The organism is Arthrobacter rhizosphaerae (genome assembly GCF_023062595.1).
In the GTDB taxonomy this organism is placed as follows: Bacteria; Actinomycetota; Actinomycetes; order Actinomycetales; family Micrococcaceae; genus Arthrobacter; species Arthrobacter rhizosphaerae.
Genome location: NZ_JALLAN010000009.1, coordinates 1 through 24,157 on the forward strand (window position 1 = coordinate 1; position 24,157 = coordinate 24,157).

General features: G+C 62.4%; 23 protein-coding genes. 9 read left to right on the forward strand and 14 right to left on the reverse strand.

Translation table 11 applies throughout. The features are described from left to right. Window positions 1–142: 142 nt before the first annotated feature. From MU551_RS13115 to MU551_RS13140, 6 genes are all read right to left on the reverse strand, one after another. On the reverse strand, window positions 143–475 hold the full coding sequence (locus MU551_RS13115) for a metal-sulfur cluster assembly factor (RefSeq protein ID WP_247045237.1): 333 nt from the start codon (window positions 473–475) through the stop codon (window positions 143–145). A gap of 12 nt (window positions 476–487) precedes the next feature. After that, the gene (gene sufC, locus MU551_RS13120) at window positions 488–1,285 is read right to left on the reverse strand and encodes a Fe-S cluster assembly ATPase SufC (protein WP_247045239.1); all 798 of its coding nucleotides are present in this window, start codon (window positions 1,283–1,285) and stop codon (window positions 488–490) included. A gap of 80 nt (window positions 1,286–1,365) precedes the next feature. Next, window positions 1,366–1,725: a non-heme iron oxygenase ferredoxin subunit gene (locus MU551_RS13125; protein ID WP_247045241.1), complete on the reverse strand. Its 360-nt coding sequence runs from the start codon at window positions 1,723–1,725 to the stop codon at window positions 1,366–1,368. A 20-nt stretch (window positions 1,726–1,745) separates the two neighbouring features. Continuing rightward, the gene (gene sufD / locus MU551_RS13130; protein ID WP_247045243.1) at window positions 1,746–3,032 is read right to left on the reverse strand and encodes a Fe-S cluster assembly protein SufD; all 1,287 of its coding nucleotides are present in this window, start codon (window positions 3,030–3,032) and stop codon (window positions 1,746–1,748) included. Window positions 3,033–3,034: 2 nt separating this feature from the next. Further along, on the reverse strand, window positions 3,035–4,498 hold the full coding sequence (sufB, locus tag MU551_RS13135; RefSeq protein WP_247045245.1) for a Fe-S cluster assembly protein SufB: 1,464 nt from the start codon (window positions 4,496–4,498) through the stop codon (window positions 3,035–3,037). Further along, complete coding sequence (locus MU551_RS13140; RefSeq protein ID WP_247045246.1) at window positions 4,498–5,352, reverse strand: helix-turn-helix transcriptional regulator; 855 nt, start codon at window positions 5,350–5,352, stop codon at window positions 4,498–4,500. Before MU551_RS13140 ends, sufB begins: the two co-directional genes overlap by 1 nt. A gap of 141 nt (window positions 5,353–5,493) precedes the next feature. Here MU551_RS13140 and MU551_RS13145 point away from each other — a divergent pair, with 141 nt between their 5' ends. From MU551_RS13145 to MU551_RS13155, 3 genes are read left to right on the forward strand one after another with little or no spacing between them, the layout of a single operon-like run. Then, window positions 5,494–6,462 carry an ABC transporter ATP-binding protein gene (locus tag MU551_RS13145; RefSeq protein ID WP_247045248.1) on the forward strand — a complete coding sequence of 323 codons (969 nt, stop codon included), beginning with the start codon at window positions 5,494–5,496 and terminating at the stop codon, window positions 6,460–6,462. Beyond that, window positions 6,459–7,217 (forward strand): ABC transporter permease, encoded by a 759-nt coding sequence (locus tag MU551_RS13150; RefSeq protein WP_247045250.1) that lies wholly within the window; start codon window positions 6,459–6,461, stop codon window positions 7,215–7,217. Before MU551_RS13145 ends, MU551_RS13150 begins: the two co-directional genes overlap by 4 nt. A gap of 7 nt (window positions 7,218–7,224) precedes the next feature. Further along, window positions 7,225–8,169 carry a COX15/CtaA family protein gene (locus tag MU551_RS13155; RefSeq protein WP_247045252.1) on the forward strand — a complete coding sequence of 315 codons (945 nt, stop codon included), beginning with the start codon at window positions 7,225–7,227 and terminating at the stop codon, window positions 8,167–8,169. A gap of 298 nt (window positions 8,170–8,467) precedes the next feature. On the opposite strand, the gene MU551_RS13160 is transcribed toward MU551_RS13155, so the two are convergent. After that, a complete protein-coding gene (locus MU551_RS13160; RefSeq protein ID WP_247045253.1) occupies window positions 8,468–9,418 on the reverse strand; it encodes a heme o synthase in 951 nt (316 codons plus the stop codon). A gap of 523 nt (window positions 9,419–9,941) precedes the next feature. Between MU551_RS13160 and tkt the strand changes: the two genes are divergently transcribed. Genes tkt through pgl form a run of 6 tightly spaced genes read left to right on the forward strand, consistent with a single transcriptional unit; the run spans window position 9,942 to window position 18,175 of the window. Continuing rightward, a complete protein-coding gene (gene tkt / locus MU551_RS13165; RefSeq protein ID WP_247045571.1) occupies window positions 9,942–12,059 on the forward strand; it encodes a transketolase in 2,118 nt (705 codons plus the stop codon). 24 nt (window positions 12,060–12,083) lie between these two features. Then, window positions 12,084–13,199, forward strand: coding sequence for a transaldolase (gene tal / locus MU551_RS13170; RefSeq protein WP_247045254.1), 1,116 nt, complete (start codon window positions 12,084–12,086; stop codon window positions 13,197–13,199). A gap of 6 nt (window positions 13,200–13,205) precedes the next feature. Beyond that, entirely contained in the window at window positions 13,206–14,840 is a 1,635-nt protein-coding gene (locus tag MU551_RS13175; RefSeq protein WP_247045255.1) for a phosphoglucose isomerase-related protein, read from the forward strand. A gap of 14 nt (window positions 14,841–14,854) precedes the next feature. Then, window positions 14,855–16,429 (forward strand): glucose-6-phosphate dehydrogenase, encoded by a 1,575-nt coding sequence (gene zwf / locus MU551_RS13180; protein WP_247045256.1) that lies wholly within the window; start codon window positions 14,855–14,857, stop codon window positions 16,427–16,429. Then, window positions 16,426–17,367, forward strand: coding sequence for a glucose-6-phosphate dehydrogenase assembly protein OpcA (locus tag MU551_RS13185; RefSeq protein ID WP_247045257.1), 942 nt, complete (start codon window positions 16,426–16,428; stop codon window positions 17,365–17,367). Before zwf ends, MU551_RS13185 begins: the two co-directional genes overlap by 4 nt. Continuing rightward, window positions 17,357–18,175 (forward strand): 6-phosphogluconolactonase, encoded by an 819-nt coding sequence (gene pgl, locus MU551_RS13190; protein ID WP_247045258.1) that lies wholly within the window; start codon window positions 17,357–17,359, stop codon window positions 18,173–18,175. Before MU551_RS13185 ends, pgl begins: the two co-directional genes overlap by 11 nt. On the opposite strand, the gene MU551_RS13195 is transcribed toward pgl, so the two are convergent. The 7 genes from MU551_RS13195 to whiA form a co-directional block, all read right to left on the reverse strand. Then, window positions 18,146–18,526, reverse strand: coding sequence for an RNA polymerase-binding protein RbpA (locus tag MU551_RS13195; RefSeq protein WP_247045259.1), 381 nt, complete (start codon window positions 18,524–18,526; stop codon window positions 18,146–18,148). The two genes, pgl and MU551_RS13195, sit on opposite strands and share 30 nt — an antisense overlap. Window positions 18,527–18,654: 128 nt before the next feature. After that, the gene (secG, locus tag MU551_RS13200) at window positions 18,655–18,912 is read right to left on the reverse strand and encodes a preprotein translocase subunit SecG (protein WP_247045260.1); all 258 of its coding nucleotides are present in this window, start codon (window positions 18,910–18,912) and stop codon (window positions 18,655–18,657) included. A 48-nt stretch (window positions 18,913–18,960) separates the two neighbouring features. Beyond that, on the reverse strand, window positions 18,961–19,776 hold the full coding sequence (tpiA, locus tag MU551_RS13205; RefSeq protein ID WP_247045261.1) for a triose-phosphate isomerase: 816 nt from the start codon (window positions 19,774–19,776) through the stop codon (window positions 18,961–18,963). A 73-nt stretch (window positions 19,777–19,849) separates the two neighbouring features. Continuing rightward, window positions 19,850–21,076 (reverse strand): phosphoglycerate kinase, encoded by a 1,227-nt coding sequence (locus MU551_RS13210; protein ID WP_247045263.1) that lies wholly within the window; start codon window positions 21,074–21,076, stop codon window positions 19,850–19,852. Window positions 21,077–21,086: 10 nt separating this feature from the next. Then, entirely contained in the window at window positions 21,087–22,097 is a 1,011-nt protein-coding gene (gene gap, locus MU551_RS13215) for a type I glyceraldehyde-3-phosphate dehydrogenase (RefSeq protein ID WP_247045265.1), read from the reverse strand. 259 nt (window positions 22,098–22,356) lie between these two features. Beyond that, window positions 22,357–22,986 carry a superoxide dismutase gene (locus MU551_RS13220; RefSeq protein WP_247045267.1) on the reverse strand — a complete coding sequence of 210 codons (630 nt, stop codon included), beginning with the start codon at window positions 22,984–22,986 and terminating at the stop codon, window positions 22,357–22,359. A gap of 182 nt (window positions 22,987–23,168) precedes the next feature. Continuing rightward, window positions 23,169–24,149: a DNA-binding protein WhiA gene (gene whiA / locus MU551_RS13225; RefSeq protein ID WP_247045268.1), complete on the reverse strand. Its 981-nt coding sequence runs from the start codon at window positions 24,147–24,149 to the stop codon at window positions 23,169–23,171. Window positions 24,150–24,157: the final 8 nt, after the last annotated feature.

Sequence of the window (24,157 nt, forward strand, 5' to 3'; positions counted from 1 at the left end):
GAAAATCCTGGACCTGGGCCGCGAAAACTTCGCAGGCGGCAATGCGTCCGTCTTTAATATGGCTAAACAGGGGCCTCCGCCTCCGAGGGTTCCCTGGCCGAGCGAAGCGAGGCGAGGGAGGCGGTGGGGATGGAGCTTTGAATCAGATGTTGAACCCGAGGGCGCGCATCTGGTCCTTGCCGTCATCGGTGATCCGTTCGGGACCCCATGGCGGCATCCACACCCAATTCAGACGCCATTCGTCCACAACACCGTCCAGTGCCTTGCCGACCTGCTCCTCGAGCACGTCCGTCAGCGGGCACGCAGCGGTGGTGAGCGTCATATCGATCAGCAGTGCGCCGTCGTCGTCGGAGTATTTCAACCCGTAGAGCAGTCCGAGGTCGACAATGTTAACCCCGAGCTCCGGGTCAATGACGTCCTTGAGGGCCTCTTCGACATCCTCAAGGCCCGTCCGGGCGGTATTGATTTCGGTCATGACTGGTCCTTACTAGGCCTGTGCTGCTGCTGCCGCGGCTGCGATGCTCGCTGCCCCGGCGCCTTTAGCGTAGCGGTCGTAGCCTTCTTCTTCGAGTCGGTCGGCCAATTCCGGGCCGCCCTCTTCGACTACCTGTCCGTCAACGAACACGTGGACGAAGTCCGGCTTGATGTAGCGCAGGATCCGTGTGTAGTGCGTGATGAGCAGGGTACCCATGTTGCCCTCGGCGTGAGCGCGGTTGACGCCCTCTGACACGACCTTGAGTGCGTCGACGTCGAGACCTGAGTCGGTTTCGTCGAGGATGGCGAAGCGCGGCTTGAAGAGTTCCAGCTGGAGGATCTCGACGCGCTTCTTCTCGCCACCGGAGAAGCCCTCGTTGACGTTGCGCTGCGTGAAGTCAGCATCGATGCGGAGCTGGGCCATTGCAGCCTTGACGTCCTTGGTCCAGTGACGCAGGGACGGTGCTTCGCCGTCGATTGCGGTCTTCGCGGTGCGCAGGAAGTTGGTCATGCTGACGCCGGGGACCTCCACCGGGTACTGCATGGCCAGGAAGAGGCCTGCCCTGGCGCGCTCGTCGACACTCATGGCCAGCACGTCTTCGCCGTCGAGGGTGATGGTGCCGCCCGTGACGTTGTAGCGGGGGTGGCCGGCAATGGTGGAGGCCAGCGTGGACTTGCCCGAGCCGTTGGGGCCCATGATGGCGTGGGTCTCGCCGGTCTTGATGGTCAGGCTGACGCCCTTCAGGATCTCTTTGGTGCCCTGTTCGGTGTCAATGCTGACGTGCAGGTCCTTGATCTCAAGAGTAGACATGTGTCTTGTTCTCCTCTGCACCATGCCCTCCGGCTGCGGTGCTGTTTCTTGGCTAGAAGTTTTTAATGTGCGGTTGGCGATTAGCTGAAGTTCGGGGCTTCGGCGCCATTGAGTACGTTGCTGAAGTCCACATAGACGTCGTCGCCATCGATGGTGACCGCGAAAACCGGCACCGGGTCGTAGGCAGGCAGCTGAAGTGGCTCTCCTGTACGGAGATCGAACTGGGATCCGTGACCCCAGCACTCGATCATGCAACCTTCGACTTCACCCTCCGAAAGGGAGACGTCCGCATGCGAGCAGGTATCGCCAATCGCGTGGATGTCACCCATCGAGTCCTTCACGATGGCGACGGGGTAATCGTCGATCAGGATCCGCAGTGCCTGCTTGAGTTTGATCTCACTGGCGCTGCAGACGAGGTCACCCTTCGGCTGTTCAGTCATGTGGTGGTTTCCGTACCCGTTCAGTTATTGGTAGCGGCGAGCTCGCGCTCGACCGCGGCAGTGAGGCGCTCCTCGAGCGCCGGAACCTTGATCTTCTGGATGATTTCGTTCAGGAAGCCTCGAACCACCAGGCGGCGGGCGACCTCTTCCGAGATTCCGCGTGCCATCAGGTAGAACAGGTGCTCGTCGTCGAAACGTCCGGTGGCGCTTGCGTGCCCCGCACCCTCGATCAGTCCGGTCTCAATTTCCAGGTTCGGAACAGAGTCGGCGCGGGCGCCATCCGTCAATACCAGGTTGCGGTTGGCCTCGTAGGTGTCCGTGCCTTCTGCTTCCTTACGGATGAGGACGTCGCCTACCCAGACGGTGTGGGCATTCTTGCCCTGCAGCGCACCCTTATACAGAACATTGGACTTGCAGTTGGCCACAGAGTGGTCAACGAACAGCCGCTGCTCAAGGTGCTGGCCGGCGTCGGCGAAGTACAGGCCCAGCAGTTCAACTTCGGCGCCGGTGGCAGTGAAGCGCGCTGACGGGGTCATGCGCACCAGGTCGCCACCCAGGCTCACCACGATGTGCTTGAACTTCGCGTCGCGGCCAAGCTTTGCCTGCTGTGAGGACGCGTGCACTGAATCGTCATGCCATTCCTGGAGGGAAATGACAGTGAGGTCAGCGCCGTCCCCCACCAGGATTTCGACGTTCTGCGAGACAACGGCGGTGCCTTGGTGATCAAGGACTACCACGGCCTTGGAGAACTTCTTCGCTTCGATGACGATGTGCTGTGCAGACGCCTCGGTGCCCTGGCCGGTGATCAGAACACTGATTTCATCCGTTACCTGAGCTTCAGCGGGCACCGTGATGACAGTTGCCTCAGTGAAGTTTTCCCAGGCATTGGCGGAGACCCTGTCCTCAGGAATCGCTGCGGAACCGATGCGCTTGTCGTTGCGGTCAACCGTTTCCACCAGGACTCCCAACGGCGCTGTGACAAGCACCTCGGGAGCAGTTCCGGTCAAGGCGTCCGTGTGGAGCCCGCGGAGGCGCTTCAGCGGTGTGAAGCGCCAGTCTTCCTCCATGCCCGTGAGCGGCTTGAAGTCGGCAAGGTTGTAGGACGTCAGGCGTCCGGCGCGTGAGCTGTCGGGAATCCCGACGCCGCCACCATGTGAGTGGCTCTTGGCGGAAGCTCCGGCCAACGGGGCCTTGGATTCAGCGGAATTGATGGGAGAAAGGCTCTCGCCCTCTTCGGTGAAACCGTTGATGAACGGCTGGGCTGACGGCGCGCCAATGCGTGCCTTTTCAGTAGTGATATCAGTCATCGTTAACCGACGGATCCTTCCATCTGCAGTTCAATCAAGCGGTTCAGCTCGAGGGCGTATTCCATCGGCAGTTCACGGGCAATCGGTTCGATGAAGCCACGGACGATCATCGCCATGGCTTCGTCCTCACGCATACCGCGGGACATCAGGTAGAAGAGCTGTTCTTCACTGACCCGGGAAACCGTTGCTTCGTGTCCCATAACGACGTCGTCTTCACGGATGTCGATGTACGGGTAGGTGTCCGAGCGGCTGATGGTGTCCACCAGCAGGGCGTCACAGCGGACGGTGTTCGCGGAGTGCTTGGCACCTTCGCGCACCTGGACCAGACCACGGTAGGCCGCACGGCCTCCACCACGGGCCACGGACTTGGACACAATCGAGCTCTTGGTGTTGGGCGCGATGTGGACCATCTTGGAGCCGGTGTCCTGGTGCTGGCCCTCGCCTGCGAAAGCGATGGACAGGGTTTCACCCTTGGCATGCTCGCCCACAAGGTAAACGGCGGGGTACTTCATGGTCACCTTGGAACCGATGTTGCCATCGATCCACTCCATGGTGGCGCCCTCTTCGCAGATGGCGCGCTTGGTGACCAGGTTGTACACGTTGTTGGACCAGTTCTGGATGGTCGTGTAGCGGACGCGGGCGCCCTTCTTCACGATGATCTCCACAACAGCCGAGTGCAGCGAGTCCGAGGTGTAAATCGGCGCGGTGCAGCCCTCAATGTAGTGAACATAGGAGTCTTCGTCCGCGATAATCAGGGTGCGTTCGAACTGGCCCATGTTTTCCGTGTTGATACGGAAGTATGCCTGGAGGGGGATGTCTACGTGGACGCCCTTGGGCACGTACACGAAGGAACCGCCCGACCAGACGGCAGTGTTCAGGGACGCGAACTTGTTGTCACCCACGGGAATGATGGTGCCGAAGTACTCCTGGAAGATCTCAGGGTGCTCCCGCAGTGCAGTATCGGTATCAAGGAAGATGACGCCCTGCTTTTCAAGGTCTTCACGCAGCTGGTGGTAGACGACCTCGGACTCGTACTGGGCGGCGACGCCGGAGACCAGCCGCTGCTTTTCGGCCTCGGGGATGCCGAGCTTGTCATACGTGTTCTTGATGTCGTCCGGCAGGTCCTCCCAGCTGGTGGCCTGCTTCTCGGTGGATCGCACGAAGTACTTGATGTTGTCGAAGTCGATGCCCGACAGGTCCGCACCCCAGGTGGGCATGGGCTTGCGGTCGAAGTACTTCAGGCCCTTGAGGCGGAGGTCCAGCATCCACTGGGGCTCGCTCTTTTTCTCCGAAATGTCCCGGACAACGTCCTCATTGATTCCACGGCGGGCGTTGGCGCCGACGTCGTTCTTGTCGGACCAGCCGTACTCGTAGTTGCCGATTCCGTGGAGCTCGGGATTCTTTTCCAGAATCTCCGAAATCACAGTAGAGTCAGCAACCTTTTTCTCTGATAGTTGGTCCGTCATCACGGCCTTTCTTGCAGATGGTTGGATACTTCGTCCGGGTTTTCCGGCAATACTTCTGAGGTCCCGGGTGCTGCGGGTGTTTCCCGCCCCTGAACCGCCGGTCGACCCGTAGGTATGTGGGTAGTACAAACATGCCCCCCGCGGGCCAACGTGGAGAGGCGGCGCACGTCAACGCCTACCAGCCGGGAAAAAACTTCGGTTTCCACGTCGCAGAACACCGGGAACTGGGCAGCGAGCTGTTGAACCGGGCAGTGGCCCTGGCAGAGCTGGACGCTGGAGAGCGCGGCGGGAAGGGGCGCCTTGGCTTCGATGGAAGCTGCGGATGAAACGTAACCGTCCCTGGAGAGGGCCGCGGACAGGGCCCGCGCCCTTGCAGTGATATCAGCCCCGGCTGCTTCAACTTCCGGAGCATAGCGGCGTTCCATATCGGAGAAACGCTCGACGGCGAACTCCCGGACTGCTTCCGAGCCAGCCATGTTCTCGAGCTGCTTGAGTGCAGAGCTTGCAATATTCAGGTAGTCGTCGCCGAGGCTCGACTGGCCCTGTGAGCTCAGAACATAACGGCGGGCGGGACGGCCTGCACCGGCGCCAGCCCTGGCCACGCGCTTTACTTCGATCACTCCCCTGCGGGCGAGGTGATCAAGGTGGCGGCGGACTGCAGCCGGGGTGAAGCCCAGGAGGTCGCCAAGCTCAGCGGCACTCACCGGTCCATGCTCCAGAACGGCGTTCAGAACGCGGTCGCGTGTACGCTCCTCAGCCTCGGCAGTTGCCGACGCCGGAACAGGGTGGAGCACCGCCGGCACGCCTGCTGGCGCGCTGCGGCTGATCAAGCGCGCAGAAGTGGATGAGCTCATGGAATACACAACATAATGATGTCGTAATTTAGTCCCGGCATCCAGTAAGGCTAGGCTCGCCTGCTCGCTGCCTCATTGTGATCTCGGACACCCCGGAACCCGGACTGAGTGCACTGCTACTACATCACGTAGAATGCTTTGGTGCAATCCCCCCAATCCACTGTTCTGTCCATAGACGGGTTAGTCAAGGACGTTGGTCCGCTCCCGGCCCTGGATGGCAAGATGCTCCGGATAGTGGGTGGCCTGTCCCTCGTGGCCGAACGCGGCAAGGTCACTGCCCTCCTGGGCGCCAACGGCGCTGGCAAAACCACCACGATTGAATGCGCACAAGGCCTTCAAAAACGCACTGGTGGAACTATCTCGCTGCTGGGGCAGGATCCGGATACAGCAGATGCAGGCCTTCGTTCCCGGGTAGGTGTGATGCTGCAGGATGGCGGACTGCCGCCGTCGGCCCGACCTATCCCGTTGCTCCGCCACATAGCGGGAATGTACCGGAACCCCTGGCCTCTGGACGAACTGATTCAGCGGCTGGGAATCGATACCTTCAGCAGGACCAGCGTGCGCCGTCTTTCCGGTGGGCAGAAGCAGCGCCTCGCCCTCGCTGCCGCCCTGGTGGGCCGGCCCGAGGTGCTTTTCCTTGACGAGCCAAGCGCAGGCCTGGATCCGCAGTCGCGCAACATCGTCTTTGAACTCATCACCGAACTGCGTTCGGCGGGGATGGGAATCATCCTTACAACCCACCTCATGGACGACGCACAGCGTCTCGCCGACTACGTCTACATCATTGACGCCGGAAGGAACGTGGCCGAGGGAACCGTGGCGCAACTGCTGCAGCGGAACGTTTCGCCTGACCCGAGCCAACCTCACATCCGCACCCTCCTGTTCGAGGCGAGGCCAGGCCTGGACTTCACCGGTGTTTTTGCTCCCGGAATCGATGTCAGGGAGAGCAGGGCCGGCAGCTACTCCGCCACAGGTGCGCTCAGCCCGGAGGACCTTGCTGCTCTAACAACCTGGTGGGCAGCGCGCGGCATCATGCCAGGATCCCTGAGCCTGGAAGCCCGCAGCCTCGAAGATGTATTCCTCGACATTTCCGGAAGGGATATCCGATGAACGCGACGCTCGGAGGCGCCCCTGCGCCGTTGTTCAAGCGGATTGCCCTGCAGGGCGGCTATGAAGCCCTGACGATGGTCCGGAACGGTGAACAACTGATTCTTGCCATCGTGCTGCCGCTCCTGGCCTTGGTAGGACTGACCGTCACGCCCCTGCTGGACGGCCTGGGCGGCAGCCGGGTCGACGTCGCGGTGCCGGGCATCCTTGCTCTGTGCGCCATGTCCACCGGTTTCACGGGTCAAGGCATTGCGACCGGATTCGACCGCCGTTACGGCGTGTTGCGGTTCCTGTCCACCACCCCGCTGGGCCGGACGGGACTCATCGCAGGAAAGATCCTTGCGGTGCTGGCAGTCCTTGCTCTGCAGGTACTGGTGATTGGTTCAGTGGCCGCGATCCTGGGCTGGCAGCCCAATCCGGCAGGACTACTACCCGGCCTTCTCCTCCTTGTAATGGGTGGAGCGGCCTTCACGGCCCTGGGCCTGCTGGTCGCGGGCACGGTCCGACCCGAAGCAACACTGGCCATCACCAACCTGCTCTGGATTCTGCTCGGCGCCCTTGGCGGCATCGTGATCCCCGCCGAACGGCTTCCCGGCGCGGCTCAGCACCTGGTGCACTTTCTGCCCTCCGGCGCCCTTGGTGAGGCCTTGAGGGACGCACTGGTGCATGGCGCCGTCAACGCCCCGGCCGTTCTTGTCCTGCTGCTGTGGACGGCTGTCGCCGGCGTAGCGGCCACCCGTTGGTTCAAGTGGAATTGAGAAAACTGTGAGCACGGCGTCGCGCCTCCCCGGGATCGTGTCCCGGTTTACTTCCAAGCTCCCCGCATCCGTTGACAGAACAGTGCTCCGCCTCGCGGTCCTGTCCCTCATCGGCCAGACGATTCTGGTGGTGACCGGAGGAGCCGTACGCCTCACATCCTCAGGACTGGGCTGCCCCACGTGGCCGCGTTGCACCGCAGATTCTCTGGTCAACACTCCCGAAATGGGACTGCACGGCTTCATCGAGTTCGGCAATAGACTTCTCACCTTCGCCCTGGCGGCCGTTGCGGCCCTGATGCTGGTGTATCTGTGGAACCTGCGCAAGGAACGTCGTGACTTGTTCCTCCTCGCCCTCGGACTGCTGGCCAGCATCCCGGCGCAGGCCATCATCGGTGGAATCACTGTCCTCACCCAGCTCAACCCCTGGGTTGTCGGCCTGCATTTCCTCGTGTCCATGGGGCTGGTGGTGCTGGCAACATTGCTGGTTAACCGGGCTTATGGCAGGACGGGCCGGTTCCGCTCAATACAGTTGGCCCCCCTGCCTGGCGTGGCCCGCCCGCTGATGGCCGCCGTCGCACTTTTCTCTGCTGTTGCTGTTTGCCTGGGAGTTGTCGTGACAGGGGCCGGGCCGCACGCCGGCGATGCCGATGCCCCGCGCAACAACCTCGATTGGGATTTGTTCTCGCACATCCATGCCGTCCCGGCGTACCTGATCACCGCAGGCTCCGTGGTTGCGCTGTACCTCGTATTGCGGGAAAGGATCAACGGTCCCTTCCGTTCCGCCGTTTTCCTGCTGCTCTCGGTCACCGTGCTGCAGGCAGTCATTGGCTTCAGCCAGTACTACAACGGGATCCCAGCGCTCCTGGTTGGCACACACATGCTCGGCGCGGCGCTGCTGATTATCGCCGCAACCAACGCAGCGGACCTCGCCCGCTCAAGCCCGGTCAAATAACACCGGACGCTCCCTCAGATCCCGCCCGCAAACACGAGACGCTCCCTCAGATCCCGCCCGCAAACACGAGACGCGCCCTCAGATCCCGCCAAAGCGTTTGTCGTTAGACGGCGGGACGTGAGGGAGCGTTCGGTGAAAACCTGCGAAACGTGAGGGAGCGTTTGTGCTTTAGCGGCGGGACGTGAGGGAGCGTTCGGTGAAAACCTGCGAAACGTGAGGGAGCGTTCGGTGAAAACCTGCGAAACGTGAGGGAGCGTTCGGTGAAAACCTGCGAAACGTGAGGGAGCGTCCGGTGAGGCTAGCCGCCCATGATCGGCGAGCCGACGAACGGATCGATGGCCAGGGCGATAAAGAGCAGGGTGAGGTAGCTGATGGAGCCGTGGAAAACCTTCATGGCACCCTTGTTCGAAACGTCTCCGGCCTGAGCCCTGGTATAGAGGGCGTGGGATTCGTAGAGGAACCATGCGCCTGCGAGTACGGCGGTTGCTGTGTAGACCCAGCCGGCGCCACCTGCGGGGACCATGAGCAGCGAACAGACCACCATGGCCCACGCGTAGAGGACCACCTGGACTGAAACCACGCGGGCCCCGGCGATGGCACCAAGCATGGGCACGTTGGCGTTCCGGTAGTCCTCGCCGTACCGCATGGAGAGCGGCCAGTAGTGCGGCGGGGTCCACAGGAAAATCACCATAAAGAGCACGACGGCGGGCCACTCAACGGTGTTGGTGACGGCGGCCCAGGCAATGAGGACGGGAAAGCACCCAGCAGCCCCGCCCCACACAATGTTCTGGGCCGTGCGCCGCTTCAGGATCATGGTGTAAATGACCACGTAGAAAAGGATGGCGCCGAGGCCGAGCCAGGCGGACAACGGGTTTGCGCCGAACCAGAGGATGGCAATCGCAGCGGCACCCAGGAGGGAAGCGAAAACCAGAGCTTCGCGGGGGGTGACCTCTCCCGTGACGAGAGGCCTCTTCTCAGTCCGGTGCATGAGTTTGTCGATGTCGCGGTCAATGTAGCAGTTGAAGGCGCCTGCACTGCCGGCGGCGAAGGCACCGCCAACCAGCGTCGCCAGGATGAGCCCGACAGATGGAAAGCCGCGCTCTGCATAGATCATGGTGGGGAGGGTGCTGACCAGGAGAAGTTCAATGACTCTTGGTTTTGTGAGGGCCAGGTACGCCTTGGCTTTGCGGGCGATGCCTGCCTTCCCCGGAAGCCGGGCAGCGTTGAGAGGCGTATCGGTTGTACTCACGTTGCAGTCACTCTGTTCTGTCTGGCTGTGTGTGGCGGTTTATTTCCGGTGGACCTCCACGGCGGGACCCGCAAAAACGGGCCTGCGCACCCCTTCGGCGGCCTTCGAATATCATACCGTGGAGCCACAGCCGGCATTGTTCACTGAGCATTACCCCGGCGTCGTTTGTTTTGCCTACGGCTTTGTCTGCGGCTTTCCTGCGAGTTTCCTAATGATTCCGGGACGTTAACTGATTCTCACAACCTCCCTGCTATACGGTGATTCATATAAGGAAAATTCAGTCCACTTAGTGAGATTCACGCTGACCAGAGTGTGGATTAGGGCTAAGCTGTCAGCAGATCAGCACGCAAGGGGTAGCGCTGGAAAGCGTATTCCCCCCTCTGCCATGCGACTGAAGTTAGATCAACGTTTCAATGGTGAACGGCTGGTACACACTGCAGCAGGCGCCATCAACTGCCCTGCTCCGGCCTGACCAGTACCAATTGCCGTCAGCACAGAGAGGGGCCCGGTTTTCGTGCCACATTTGGAAGAGCAAGAACTGTCATGGACCAGCTTGGACCAACGCGCCGTGGATACCGTCAGGGTATTGGCCGCGGACGCCGTGGAGAAGGTGGGCAATGGCCACCCCGGGACGGCCATGAGTTTGGCCCCCGCCGCATACCTTCTCTTCCAGAAGCTGATGCGCCACGATCCCCGAAATCCTGACTGGCTGGGACGCGACCGTTTCATCCTGTCACCGGGCCACACATCGCTGACGCTGTACATCCAGCTGTTCCTTTCGGGCTACGGCCTGGAGCTCAAGGACCTTGAAGCACTGCGTACCTGGGGTTCGCTGACCCCTGGGCACCCGGAGTACAAGCACACCGCCGGCGTGGAGATCACCACCGGGCCGCTGGGCCAGGGCCTGGCATCCTCCGTCGGGTTCGCATACTCGCAGCGCCGCATGCGCGGCCTGTTCGACGCCGATGCTGCCGCCGGCACCAGCCCGTTCGACCACACCATCTGGGTTATCGCGTCCGACGGCGACCTCCAGGAAGGCGTGACCTCCGAGGCCTCCTCGCTGGCCGGTCACCAGGAACTGGGCAACCTCGTTGTTATCTACGATGAGAACCACATCTCCATCGAGGACGACACCGACATCTCCTTCACCGAGGACGTGCTGAAGCGGTACGAGTCCTACGGCTGGCACACCCAGCGTGTTGACTGGACCAAGACCGGCGAATACAAGGAAGACGTGCAGGAGCTGTACTCGGCACTGCTCACCGCGAAGGCCGAAACGTCGAAGCCTTCCATCATTTCGCTGCGCACCATCATCGGCTACCCCGCTCCGAAGAAGCAGAATACGGGCAAGATCCATGGTTCGGCCCTGGGCGCTGAGGAAGTGGCCGGACTCAAAGAGGTCCTGGGCTTCGACCCCGCCAAGTCCTTTGACGTCGACCAGGAAGTCCTGGCCCACGCCCGCTCCGTAGTGGACCGCGGTGCCGAGGCCCGCAAGGAATGGGAAGAATCCTTCAACGCCTGGCAGGCAGCCAACCCGGAAAACGCCGCTCTGCTGGAGCGTGTCGAATCCCGCGAACTGCCTGAGGGCCTGGACGCCGCGCTTCCCGTCTTCCCGGCCGGCAAGGACGTTTCCACCCGCGCAGCCTCCGGAAAAGTGCTCAACGCGCTTGGCCCGGTCATGCCGGAACTGTGGGGCGGCTCCGCTGACCTTGCCGAATCCAATAACACCACGATCGAGGGCTCGCCGTCGTTCATTCCCGCGTCCAAGCAGACTGACGCCTGGTCCGGCAACCCGTACGGCCGCGTGCTCCACTTCGGTATCCGGGAGCATGCCGCGGCGTCAATCGTGAACGGCATTGCCCTCCACGGCAAGACCCGTGCCTTCTCGGGTACGTTCCTGATCTTCAGCGACTACCAGCGTCCGGCTATCCGCCTCGGTGCCCTCATGGGCGTTCCCTCGTTGTACGTCTGGACCCACGACTCCATCGGTCTGGGTGAAGACGGTCCCACCCACCAGCCTGTGGAACAGCTCGCCTCACTGCGCGCCATCGTTGGCCTGGACGTAGTCCGTCCCGGCGACGCGAACGAGGTTGCTGCGGCATGGAAGACCATGCTGGAGAACCACGAGAACCCGGCCGGCATCGTGCTGACCCGCCAGAACATTCCCACGTACGCCCGTGGCGAAGGCACCGCCGACGGCGACACCTTCGGTTCGACGGCGGGAGTCGCCAAGGGCGGTTACGTCCTGGCCGAGGCTTCGAAAGACGGCGCAACGGTCCCGGCAGACGTTATCCTCATCGGCACCGGCTCCGAGGTCCAGCTGGCCGTCCAGGCCCGCGAAGCCCTTCAGGCCGAAGGCATCGCTGCCCGCGTTGTCTCCATGCCCTGTGTCGAGTGGTTCAACAAGCAGGATGCCGCCTACCGCGAATCCGTGTTGCCCGCCGCCGTCAAGGCCCGGGTCTCCGTTGAAGCCGGGCTCGCCCTGGGCTGGAGGGAGTTCGTCGGCGACGCCGGGCGCTCCGTCTCGCTCGAGCACTATGGCGCTTCCGCTGACTACAAGCGCCTTTTCCAGGAGTTCGGCATCACTGCGGAGGCTGTTGCCGCCGCCGCCAAGGACTCCCTCGCTGGCCTGCAGGCCTGAATTCGAATTCCAGGAGATAAGAAAATGACTACCCCCACACAGCAGCTGTCCGACGCCGGAGTTTCCATCTGGCTTGATGACCTTTCCCGCGGACGTCTGGAAACAGGCACCCTGCAGAAGCTCATCGACGAGAAGAACGTTGTCGGCGTCACCACCAACCCGTCCATCTTCCACGCCGCCATCACCACCGGCACGGACTACGACGCCACGATCGCCGCGCAGGCAGCTGCCGGCGCCTCGATCGAAGAGACCATCTTCGAAATCACCACCACCGACGTCGCCGACGCCTGCGACCTGTTCGCTCCGGTCGCCGCAGCAAGCAACGGTGTTGACGGCCGCGTCTCCATCGAGGTGGACCCCCGCCTCGCCTGGGACACCGCAGGAACCGTGGCCGAGGCCCAGCACCTGTACAAGAAGGTCAACAAGGACAACGTCCACATCAAAATCCCGGCAACCCTTGAGGGCCTCGAAGCCATTACCACCACCCTGGCCGCGGGCATCAGCGTGAACGTGACGCTGATTTTCTCCCTCGAGCGATACCGCGCTGTCATCAACGCGTTCCAGTCAGGCCTGGAGCAGGCCAAGGACAACGGCCACGACCTCTCCAAGATCCACTCTGTGGCATCGTTCTTCGTCTCCCGCGTCGACTCCGAAATCGACAAGCGCCTCGACGCCATCGGCACCGAGGAGGCCAAGGCACTCAAGGGCAAGGCCGGCGTCGCGAACGCCCGCCTGGCCTACCAGGTCTACGAAGAGCTGTTCTCCACCGAGCGCTGGGCCTTGCTGGCCGACGCCGGAGCCCTCCCCCAGCGCCCGCTGTGGGCCTCCACCGGCGTGAAGGACCCGGCCTACCCGGACACCCTCTACGTTACCGAACTCGTCGCCCCCGGCGTTGTGAACACCATGCCGGAGAAAACCCTCGACGCCACGTTCGACCACGGAGTCATCACCGGTGACACCATCACCGGCCGCTACGACGAGGCCAACGCGACCCTTGACGCCCTGGATGCCCTGGGCATCTCCTACAACGAGGTCGTCGCGCTCCTCGAGTCCGAAGGACTCGACAAGTTCGTCGCCAGCTGGAAGGAACTGCTGGCCGACGTCGAGGGCGCCCTCGCCGCCGCACGGAAGGCTTCCTAGTCCACCATGAGCACACTCAGCTACGACGCCACCGGCGCAGCACGCCAAGCTCTTGAACACCACGTCCCTACCCTTGTTGAGGATCGGATAGCGAGCCGCCTTTTTGCAAAGGACCACACCCTGTGGGGTCCTGATGCTGAAGCCGAATCCGCCATTCGCCTGGGTTGGGTCGAGGCCGCCACCGTTTCACAAGCACTGGTCGCCCCCATCCTGGAACTCCGGGACGCACTTCGCGCAGAGGGCATAACCCGGATCGTTCTCTGTGGCATGGGCGGCTCCTCGCTGGCTCCGGAGGTTATGGCAGGAACTGCAGGCGTCGAGCTGAGTGTGCTCGACAGCACCGACCCTGAACAGGTCAGTGCTGTCCTCGCCGACAGGCTCACCGAAACCGCTGTTGTAGTCTCTTCCAAGTCAGGTTCAACGCTTGAGACCGACTCCCAGCGGCGCATTTTCGAGCAGGCCTTTACTGAGGCCGGACTCGATGCGAAGAGCCGGATCATCATCGTTACCGACCCCGGTTCCCCGCTCGATAAGGCTTCCCGCGAAGCGGGTTACCGGCAGGTGTTCAACGCGGATCCCAATGTGGGCGGGCGTTACTCCGCCCTTACTGCGTTCGGGCTCGTTCCCTGCGGACTGGCCGGCGTAGACATCCAGGCCTTCCTCGACGAAGCCGAGGAAGCCGCGGAAATCCTCAACGACGACGCCCCTGAAAACATCGGCCTTGCGCTCGGCGCTGCCCTCGGCGGCACCACGCCTTTGCGGAACAAGATTGTCATCGCCGAGGACGGGTCAGGAATTGTCGGTTTCGCCGACTGGGCTGAGCAGCTGATCGCAGAGTCCACCGGCAAGCTTGGGACTGGCGTCCTTCCAGTGGTGGCAGGACCCACATCGCCTGAGGTCACTGGCGGAGCCGACGACGTCCTGGTGGTGCGGCTCGTGGCCGCGGATGCCGACGTCGAACTCGGGGAAAACGAAGTTGCAATCGCCGGCGGTCTCCCCACCCAAATGATGGTGTGGGAATTCGCAACGGCGGTTGCCGGCCGGCTCCTGGGGATCAACCCCTTCGACCAGCCCGACGTCGAGGCCGCCAAGGTGGCCGCCCGCGGTCTCCTGGACGCACAGCCGGAACCTACCCCGGCCAGTTTCGTCGACGGCGCCATTGAGGTTCGCGGCGGGGAGTGGCTCGGCGGGTCTGCGACGGCCGCCGACGCTGTTACATCCCTGCTTTCCCAGCTGGGCGACGACGGCTACCTCAGCGTGCAGGCATATTTTGACCGTCTGGCCTTCGCGTCCCTCGAGACCGTCCGTGACCAGCTGGCAGCCCTGAGCGGCCGTCCTGTCACCTTCGGCTGGGGACCACGGTTCCTGCACTCCACAGGCCAGTTCCACAAGGGAGGACCCGCGATCGGTGCCTTCCTGCAGGTTACGGCCGCAGCCGCAAAGGATCTCCCCATCCCGGAGCGCCCGTTCACATTCGGCGAACTGATTTCGGCGCAGGCAGCCGGCGACGCGCAGGTGCTGAGCGAGCACGGCCGTCCGGTCCTTCGCCTCCACCTCACGGATCGTGCAGCCGGTGTGCAGCAGCTGCAGGAGACCATTGCTGCGCTGGCCGGCCAGGCCGCGTTCCGACTCGAAAGCTAAGGCACCGAGCTACCATGCCAGAAACTGAAAACGGCGGCAGAAGGCCGGCTCCATCGTCGCGTGGGGGCATGCGTAATCCTCTCCGGGATCCGCGTGACCGCCGTCTGAACCGGATTGCCGGGCCGTCCTCCCTGGTGCTTTTCGGAGTGACCGGAGACCTCGCCCGCAAGAAGCTGATGCCGGCCGTCTACGACCTCGCCAACCGCGGGCTTCTCCCGCCAAGCTTCGCCTTGGTGGGGTTCGCCCGCCGTCAGTGGGAGAACGAAGACTTTGCCGCAGAAGTGAAGGAGTCGGTCAAGGCCTACTCCCGCACACCCTTTGATGAAGCCGTCTGGAACCAGCTGTCAGAAGGCATCCGTTTCGTGCAGGGTGAATTCGACGACGACGCGGCTTTTGAGCGGCTCGGCGACGTCATTGATGAGCTCGATGCACAACGCGGAACCCGCGGCAATCATGCGTTCTACCTCTCGATTCCGCCGAAAGCATTCGAGCAGGTGTGCCGGCAGCTGTCCAAGCATGGACTGGCTCAGGCAGCCGGGGACAATTGGCGTCGTGTGGTCATTGAGAAGCCGTTCGGGCACGATCTCGAATCCGCGCGGCAGCTCAATGACATTGTGGAGTCGGTGTTTCCGCAGGACGCCGTCTTCAGGATCGACCACTACCTCGGTAAGGAGACGGTGCAGAACATCCTGGCATTGCGTTTCGCGAACCAGCTGTTCGAACCGTTGTGGAACGCGAACTATGTGGACCACGTCCAGATCACCATGGCAGAGGACATTGGTACCGGCGGCCGGGCGGGGTATTACGACGGCGTCGGGGCAGCCCGGGACGTCATCCAGAACCACCTGCTGCAGCTCCTTGCTCTCACGGCCATGGAAGAGCCCATTTCCTTTAACGCCGATGATCTGCGCGCCGAAAAGGAAAAGGTCCTCGCTGCTGTCAAACTGCCCGACGATCTTTCAACGCATTCAGCGCGTGGCCAGTTCGCCGGTGGCTGGCAGGGCGGGGAACAGGTCCTGGGGTACCTGGAGGAAGACGGTATCCCTGCCGATTCCACCACTGAGACCTTTGCGGCAATCCGCGTGGACATCAACACCCGCCGCTGGAGCGGCGTTCCGTTCTATCTCCGTGCCGGAAAACGCCTGGGCCGGCGGGTCACCGAGATCGCCGTCGTCTTCAAGCGTGCACCCAACCTCCTGTTCCGCGACCATGCAGAGGACGATTTCGGTCAGAATGCCGTGGTCATACGTGTCCAACCGGACGAGGGCGCCACTATCCGCTTCGGCTCCAAGGTCCCCGGCACTCAGATGGAGGTCCGGGATGTCACTATGGACTTCGGCTACGGCCATGCCTTCACAGAGTCCAGCCCGGAAGCCTACGAGCGGCTGATCCTGGACGTACTGCTGGGCGAGCCGCCGCTCTTCCCGCGCCATCAGGAAGTGGAACTGTCCTGGAAGATCCTGGATCCCTTCGAAGAGTACTGGGAGGGCCTGAACGAACAGCCTGAGCCGTACGCCCCCGGGAGTTGGGGACCTGCTTCGGCAGATGAACTGCTTGCCCGCGACGGACGAACCTGGAGAAGGCCATGATCGTAGATCTTCCCGACACAACCACCTCGAAAATATCCAAGAAGATCATGTCCCTGCGCGAGCAGGGCGGCGTCATCGCCTTGGGCCGGGTGCTGACGCTCGTCGTCGTCACCAAATCAGGGCTCGAGGAAGAAGCCATCGAGGCAGCCAACGAAGCCAGCCGGGAACACCCCTGCCGGATCATTGTGCTCGCAGACGCAGGAGCCTCCGCCCCGACCAGGCTGGACGCCCAGATCCGTGTCGGTGGGGACGCCGGAGCCTCCGAGGTCATTGTGCTGCGGGGCTTTGGAGAACTGGCCGAGGAAAGCGAATCACTGGTGGCGGCCCTGCTTCTGCCGGACGCCCCCATCGTCGCGTGGTGGCCGCATGGTGCGCCAAAGAGCGCCTGCGACACTTCAATCGGCAGAATTGCGCACCGCAGGATTACTGACTCCGCCAACGAGCCCGATCCTGCGACGGCCCTGGAGAACATCCGCAGAACATACAAGGCGGGCGATACGGACCTCGCCTGGACCCGTCTCACCAACTGGCGGATCCAGCTGGCGGCAGTCCTGGACCAGGTGGATTCTTCTCCCGTCACGGCCATCGCGGTCGAGGGTGCCTCCGATTCCCCCAGCACGCTGCTCCTCGCGGCGTGGCTTACGCTGGCGCTGGACGCACCCGTCACCATCGTTGCCGATCCCGCGGGGACAGGCATCCGGCGCGTCCGGCTCAGCAGGGCAAGCGGGGATGTGCAGCTGTTCAGGCCGGGCCTGTCCGTCGCGGAACTCACCCAGCCAGGGCAGCCCGCACAGCGGATCTCCCTCCCCCGCCGGAGCCTCCAGGACTGCCTCGCCGAGGAACTCCGCCGCCTGGATCCCGACGATGTGTTCGGTGAAGTGATTACTATTGGACTTCCACTGACTAATCTAAGGAGTGTCCATCCAAGTGAGCGCTGAGCCCAGAGTAAGTATTCATCCTGACTCCTCGGTATTGATGGCGGCGATCGCTGCCCGCCTCATCACCAAGCTTGTGGACGTTCAGGACCGATACGGCGAGGCCACGGTTGTACTCACCGGAGGCACGGTGGGCATCGGTACCCTCAAGGCTGTTGCCGACTCCGCCGCTGCCCCGGCTGTCAACTGGTCCAAGGTCAACTTCTGGTGGGGTGACGAACGCTTTGTAGCCGCCGACGACGACGACCGGAACACCCGCCAAGCACATGCGGCCCTCTTGTCGCACATCGGAGTGGATCCTGAACGGGTCCACGAGCCCGGTTCCGCCGATCAGTTTGGAACACCGGAGGAAGCGGCTGAAGACTATGCACGCAGGCTGGCAGAAGCCGCCGCCGCGGAGCATGCAGCAGATACCTCCGATGATCGCCCGGACACCCCACGAAAACTTCCACGCTTCGATATCCTCCTGCTGGGGGTTGGACCTGATGCCCACATTGCGTCGCTGTTCCCCGAGCAGGCAGGGATCAGGGAGAAGGAACTCACTGTAGTGGGTGTCCGGAATTCACCCAAGCCTCCGCCGCAGCGTATTTCCTTGACGCTGCCTGCCATCAACACGGCGGCCGAAGTCTGGATGGTGGTTGCAGGCGAGGACAAGGCCGGAGCCGTTGGCTTGGCCTTGGCCGGCGCCAATCCGGTGCAGGTCCCGGCGGCTGGTCCCGCCGGCCGCTCCCGGACTCTGTGGCTCATCGATGAGAACGCCGCTTCGCGGGTTCCGGAGCAACTAATCCGGAAGAGCCCCGCCAGCGCGTAGCCTTTCAAGCGCTCCAGCCAGGACGTCTTCGGCGTCTTGGCTGGAGCGTCGTTCTTTAACGTATTCCAGATGGCTTTTGTAGCCGTCCTCCGGCTCCTCCAACGGTGCTTCCGGCTGAAACTGGCCACGGGTCGCCGTCCCGCCGCATCGGCGGCAGTCCCAAACGACTGGGATCTGATCCTCCGGGAGCTTAACAAAAACAGGCCGCGTCTCGTGTCCTTTGGAGCACCAATAGGAGACACGCATACGCGGCAGGCTGTCACCGACGGCATTTCCGGGCTGGTTCTTGGGGGCGAAGCCCTCCGCGGCACCGGCGCGGGTGCCCCTGAAGCCTGAAGCAGCATGCACCATCGGGAACTCCTGGTTACTCGGCTGGACGACTTATAAAACGTCAACAGCCATAGTTTAGGCGGAGTTCCCGATGGTGTCAGTGGCAGCGGGTGGTGAAGATGTGTGAAGAGGCGAAAGCCCAGCTGTGCCTAGGAGTCTCCGCCAGCTGTGAAACGCATCAGCAGGCCCAACGCAATGATGACTACTCCCCAGGTGACACCGAGGATGACCGTGAAGCGGTTCAAGTTGCGCTCGGCCACTCCTGACGAGCTGAGTCCGGAGCTCATACCGCCACCGAACATGTCCGACAGACCGCCGCCCCGTCCTTTATGGAGGAGGATGAGCAACGTCAGCAGGAGGCTGGTGATGCCCAGGAGGATCTGCAGAATGACATGAAGAACGTCCACGACGGCCTTTCAGAAGATGGAAATTGCGGGAGCTTGCCTGTGTCCGGACTAATCCGTCAGCAGGTGACTCTCGAACCTGACAATATTAGCAAACTCGGCGGGATCAAGGCTTGCGCCGCCCACCAACACGCCGTCGACGTCGGTCTCGTTCAGGATGGCTGCAACATTGTTGGCCTTGACCGAACCGCCATAGAGGAGCCGGATCTTGGCCGCGACGTCGTCACCGAAGATGGTGGCAAGTTCGGCTCGGATTGCGGCGCACATTTCCTGCGCATCCTCCGGGCCGGCAACTTCGCCGGTTCCAATGGCCCAGACGGGCTCATACGCTACAACCAGTTCGGCGGCCTGCTCGGGTGAGAGCCCTTCGACGTCCGCACGAAGTTGCTCAAGCGTGTGGCTGACGTGGGTGCCGGCTTGGCGGATATCCAGGCCCTCACCGACGCACAGGATCGGAACGAGGCCGTGACGGTAAGCCGCCTTGACCTTGTCATTCAGGACAACGTCGGATTCGTTGTGGACAGTGCGTCGTTCGCTGTGGCCCACCAGGACGTACTTGCAGCCGAGCTTCTTAAGGAACTGGCCGGAGATGTCGCCAGTATAGGCACCCGAGTCGAACTGGGACAGATCCTGGCCACCGTACGCTACTTCCAGCTCGTCGCCCTGGACGAGGGTCTGGACGCCGCGAAGGTCGGTGAACGGAGGAAACACCGCCACCTCGACCCTGTTGTAGTCGTGCTTGGCATCCGAAAGGGTCCATGCCAGCTTCTGCAGCAAGGTGATGCCCTGGACGTGGTCCATGTTCATCTTCCAGTTGCCTGCAATCAAGGGCGTGCGGTCGAAGGTGCCATTCATTGACGTTGTCACGTTTTCTCCAAAAGTCATGGTCATGTAAACGGCCGGCAGGGCACCCACTGGTGCCCTGCCGGCCGGAGCGAAATCAGCGGTCCAGAACGCTCAGGCCGGGGAGTTCCTTGCCCTCAAGGTATTCCAGGCTGGCGCCACCGCCAGTGGAAATGTGACCGAACTGGCTGTCCTCGAAACCGAGGGTACGCACGGCGGCTGCGGAGTCGCCGCCACCGACGACGGTGAATGCATCCGTTCCGGTCAAGGCTTCGGCGATCGCCCGGGTTCCCGACGCAAATGCCTCAAACTCAAAGACGCCCATGGGTCCGTTCCAGAAAACGGTCTTGGCGCCCTTGATGCGATCAGCGAATGCAGCTGCAGAGTCAGGGCCTATATCCAGGCCAATACCTTGCGTTCCGAAACTGCTGCTTTCGATGGCGTCGGCAGGCACGGTCTGGTGCTCGGCATCAGCGGCGAATTTGCTTGCGACGACAACATCGCTTGGAACCACGAATTCGGTTCCAGCATCCGCTGCCCGCCTCAGGTACTCCTGGACAACCGGAATCTGGTCTTCTTCCAGAAGACTGCCGGCGACCTTGTGGCCCTCGGCGGCCAGGAAGGTGAAGAGCATGCCGCCACCTACCAGGATGGTGTCAGCCTTGCCGATGAGGTTGTCGATCACTGCGAGCTTGTCCGAAACCTTCGAGCCGCCCAAAACTACAACGTAAGGCCGCTGCGTGTCAGTGGTGAGCTTCCGGAGGACTTCCACTTCGGTGTGGACGAGGTCGCCCTGATACGACGGGAGCCGGGTGGCGACGTCGTAAACGCTGGCATGCTTGCGGTGCACGGCACCGAAGGCATCATCGACGAACGCGCCGTTGTCGCCGGTAAGTGCGACAAGCTCGTCCGCGAAGGCTCCGCGCTCGGCGTCGTCCTTGCTGGTCTCGCGGGCATCAAAGCGTACGTTCTCAAGGACGAGTACTTCGCCGTCCTGCAAGGAGGCAGCCAACTGCCTGGCGGACTGCCCGACAGTATCTTCTGCGAGCGTGACGTTGAAGGAAGCAATCCCGGCAAGCCGCGTTACTGCGGGCTTAAGGGAATACTTCTCTTCTGGAGCGCCCTTGGGGCGGCCAAGGTGGGCTGTTACCAGCACGCGGGCACCGGCGTCCGTGAGCTTTGCCAGGACCGGAAGGGAGGCCTTGATACGGCCATCGTCAGTCACTGTAGAGCCGTCGAGCGGCACATTCAGGTCACTTCTGACAAGAATGTACCGCCCTCGGACACCTTCAGCGATCAGTTCGTTGAGGGTGTGAAATGTCATGTAGCTAACCCTAGCCCAGCTTCGCTGCTACGAGCTCCGTGAGGTCCACGAGGCGGTTGGAGTAGCCCCATTCGTTGTCATACCAGGAAACAACCTTGACCTGGTTGCCAATAACCTTCGTCAGGCCAGAGTCGAAAATGGACGAAGCGGGGTCTCCAACGATGTCCGACGAAACGATCGGCTCGTCCGTGTAGGTCAGGATTCCCTGCAGCTCGTCGGACTCAGCAGCCTTCTTCAGGGCCGCGTTTACTTCCTCGACCGTGGTCTCGCGGGAGACGGTGACGGTGAGGTCCGTAGCGGAGCCTGTGGGAACCGGGACGCGGATGGCGTAGCCGTCGAGCTTGCCCTTGAGCTCCGGCAGGACAAGGCCGATTGCCTTGGCAGCGCCGGTGGAGGTAGGAACCATGTTGACGGCGGCGGCGCGGGCGCGGCGGAGGTCGTTGTGGGGGCCGTCCTGCAGGTTCTGGTCAGCGGTGTAGGCGTGGATGGTGGTCATCAGGCCGCGCTCGATGCCGAAGGCGTCGTTGATGACCTTGGCCAGCGGGCCAAGGCAGTTGGTGGTGCAGGAAGCGTTGGAGATGATGTTGTGGTTCGCGGAGTCGTAGAGTCCGTCGTTAACACCCATCACGATGGTGATGTCCTCATCAGAGGCAGGCGCGGAGATGAGTACCTTCTTGGCGCCGGCATCGATGTGCTTCTGAGCGGCGGCGGCCTTCGTGAAGAAGCCGGTGGATTCGATAACGATGTCAACGCCGAGCTCTCCCCACGGGAGGTTGGCGGGATCGCGCTCGGCCAGCACCTTGATGGCGTTGCCGTTGACGATGATGTTGCCGTCCTTGACCTCAACGGATTCCTTCAGCCGGCCGCCGACGGAATCGTACTTGAGCAGGTGGGCGAGTGCTTCGGGGCTGGTGAGGTCGTTGACTGCAACAATCTCGAGGTCAGCGCCCTGCGCCAGTGCTGCGCGGAAGTAGTTGCGGCCGATGCGGCCAAAGCCATTAATACCAATACGGGTCGTCACTTGTAGTCTCCTTGGTGCTCTTGCAAGCACACCTAATTGAGTCGGGCGTTCAAAGCCAACTAACAGATCCCGCACGCCATTGGGCAGAGATGATTACCAGATCGGAGGGCGACCAGCCACATTGCTGAAGGCTAACCGCCTTCCGTGATCCATCTTACGTTTAAGAAGGTCGGCCCCCGCAAGTGCGAAGGCCGACCTTCCACGATTCGGTCAGAATCAACCTAAATGTGAAGTTTGTTACAGGCGCGTGTAGTCCTGATCACGCGCCGATGGTGATGAGGCCGGTTGCGTTGGCGCGTGCGCCCTCGAACCGCTTGGCCACATCTGCCCAGTTGACGATGTTCCAGAACGCCTTGACGTAGTCAGCCTTGACGTTCACATAGTCCAGGTAGAAGGCATGCTCCCACATGTCCAGCATCAGCAGCGGGGTGGTGCCCAGCGCAACGTTGCCCTGCTGATCGTAAAGCTGCTCAATGACAAGGTTGCCCCCAATGGGCTCGTAGGCCAGGAAGCCCCAACCTGAGCCCTGAAGCCCCAGGGCGGCGGCGGAGAACTGGGCACGGAAGGCGTCAAACGATCCGAAGGCGTCGTCAATTGCCGCTGCGAGCTCGCCTTCTGGCTTGTCGCCACCGTCCGGGGAGAGGTTGTTCCAGAACACGGAGTGGTTTACGTGCCCGCCGGTGTGGAAGGCCAGGTCCTTGGAGAGCCTGTTGATGTTGGCGAAGTCACCCTTGTCCCGGGCATCAGCAAGCTGGGCCAGTGCGTTGTTCGCGCCAGCCACGTACGCGGCGTGGTGCTTGCTGTGGTGCAGCTCCATGATTCGGGCGGAGATATGGGGCTCCAGCGCTGCATAGTCGTAGCTGAGTTCGGGCAGTACGTACTCGGTCACAAAATCCTCCAATGTCGTGGACGGTTGTCCGGTTCGGTAACTCTCGGATTGTGCATCCGGATGGCTGTGCACCCGGAAAACTGCGGTGGCTGACCCCTGACGTTCCGGTGGCCTCCCGAGGGGCATAACCTCCGGTCGCTTCAGGGTATTTCCATCGTCCGTTCTTGATTCTAGGGGCGGCCCTACTCGTCCAGCATTTCAGGCGTCACATTGGCTTCTGTCCCCGGTATACCCAAGTCAAGCGCCTTTTTGTCCGCCATAGCCAACAAGCGGCGGATTCTTCCGGCGATCGCGTCCTTGGTCATGGGCGGGTCTGCAAGCCGTCCCAGTTCGTCCAGGCTGGCCTGTTTGTGAGCGACCCGGAGCTCGCCGGCGTACTTCAAATGGTCCGGGACATCGTCCCCGAGAATCTCGAGTGCGCGGTCTACCCTGGCGCCAGCTGCAACAGCCGCCTGGGCTGAACGCCGAAGATTCGCGTCATCGAAGTTGGCGAGCCGGTTGGCCGTTGCCCGGACTTCCTTACGCATCCGCCGTTCTTCCCAGACCATCAGGGCGTCATGGGCGCCCATGCGGGTCAGGAGTGCTGCGATCGTATCGCCGTCGCGGATCACCACGCGGTCCACTCCCCTGACCTCGCGGGCCTTGGCCTGGATATTGAGCCGCCGCGCCGCGCCAACAAGCGCCAGTGCTGATTCGGGTCCCGGGCAGGTGACCTCCATAGACGAGGACCGGCCCGGTTCCGTCAGGGATCCGTGCGCCAGGAAAGCACCCCGCCACACAGCTTCTGCGTCGGCCGCTGAGCCGTTGACAACCGCAGAGGGCAACCCCCGAACGGGGCGTCCGCGGGCGTCCAGAAGGCCTGTCTGGCGGGCGAGGGCTTCGCCATCCCGCACCACCCTGACCACGTAGCGGTTCCCGCGGCGAAGGCCACCGCCGGACACAACGATGATTTCACTCTGGTGGCCATAAACCTCAGCGATGGCTGCACGCAGTCGCCGGGCAGTTGACGCCAGATCAACCTCGGCCTCTATCACGATCCGGCCCGAGATGATGTGGAGTCCCCCGGCGAAGCGCAGCATTGCTGACACCTCGGCCTTGCGTACCGAGGACTTCTTGATGTCCAAACGGGACAGTTCTTCCTTGACCGATGCTGTCAGTGCCATGAGGCCTT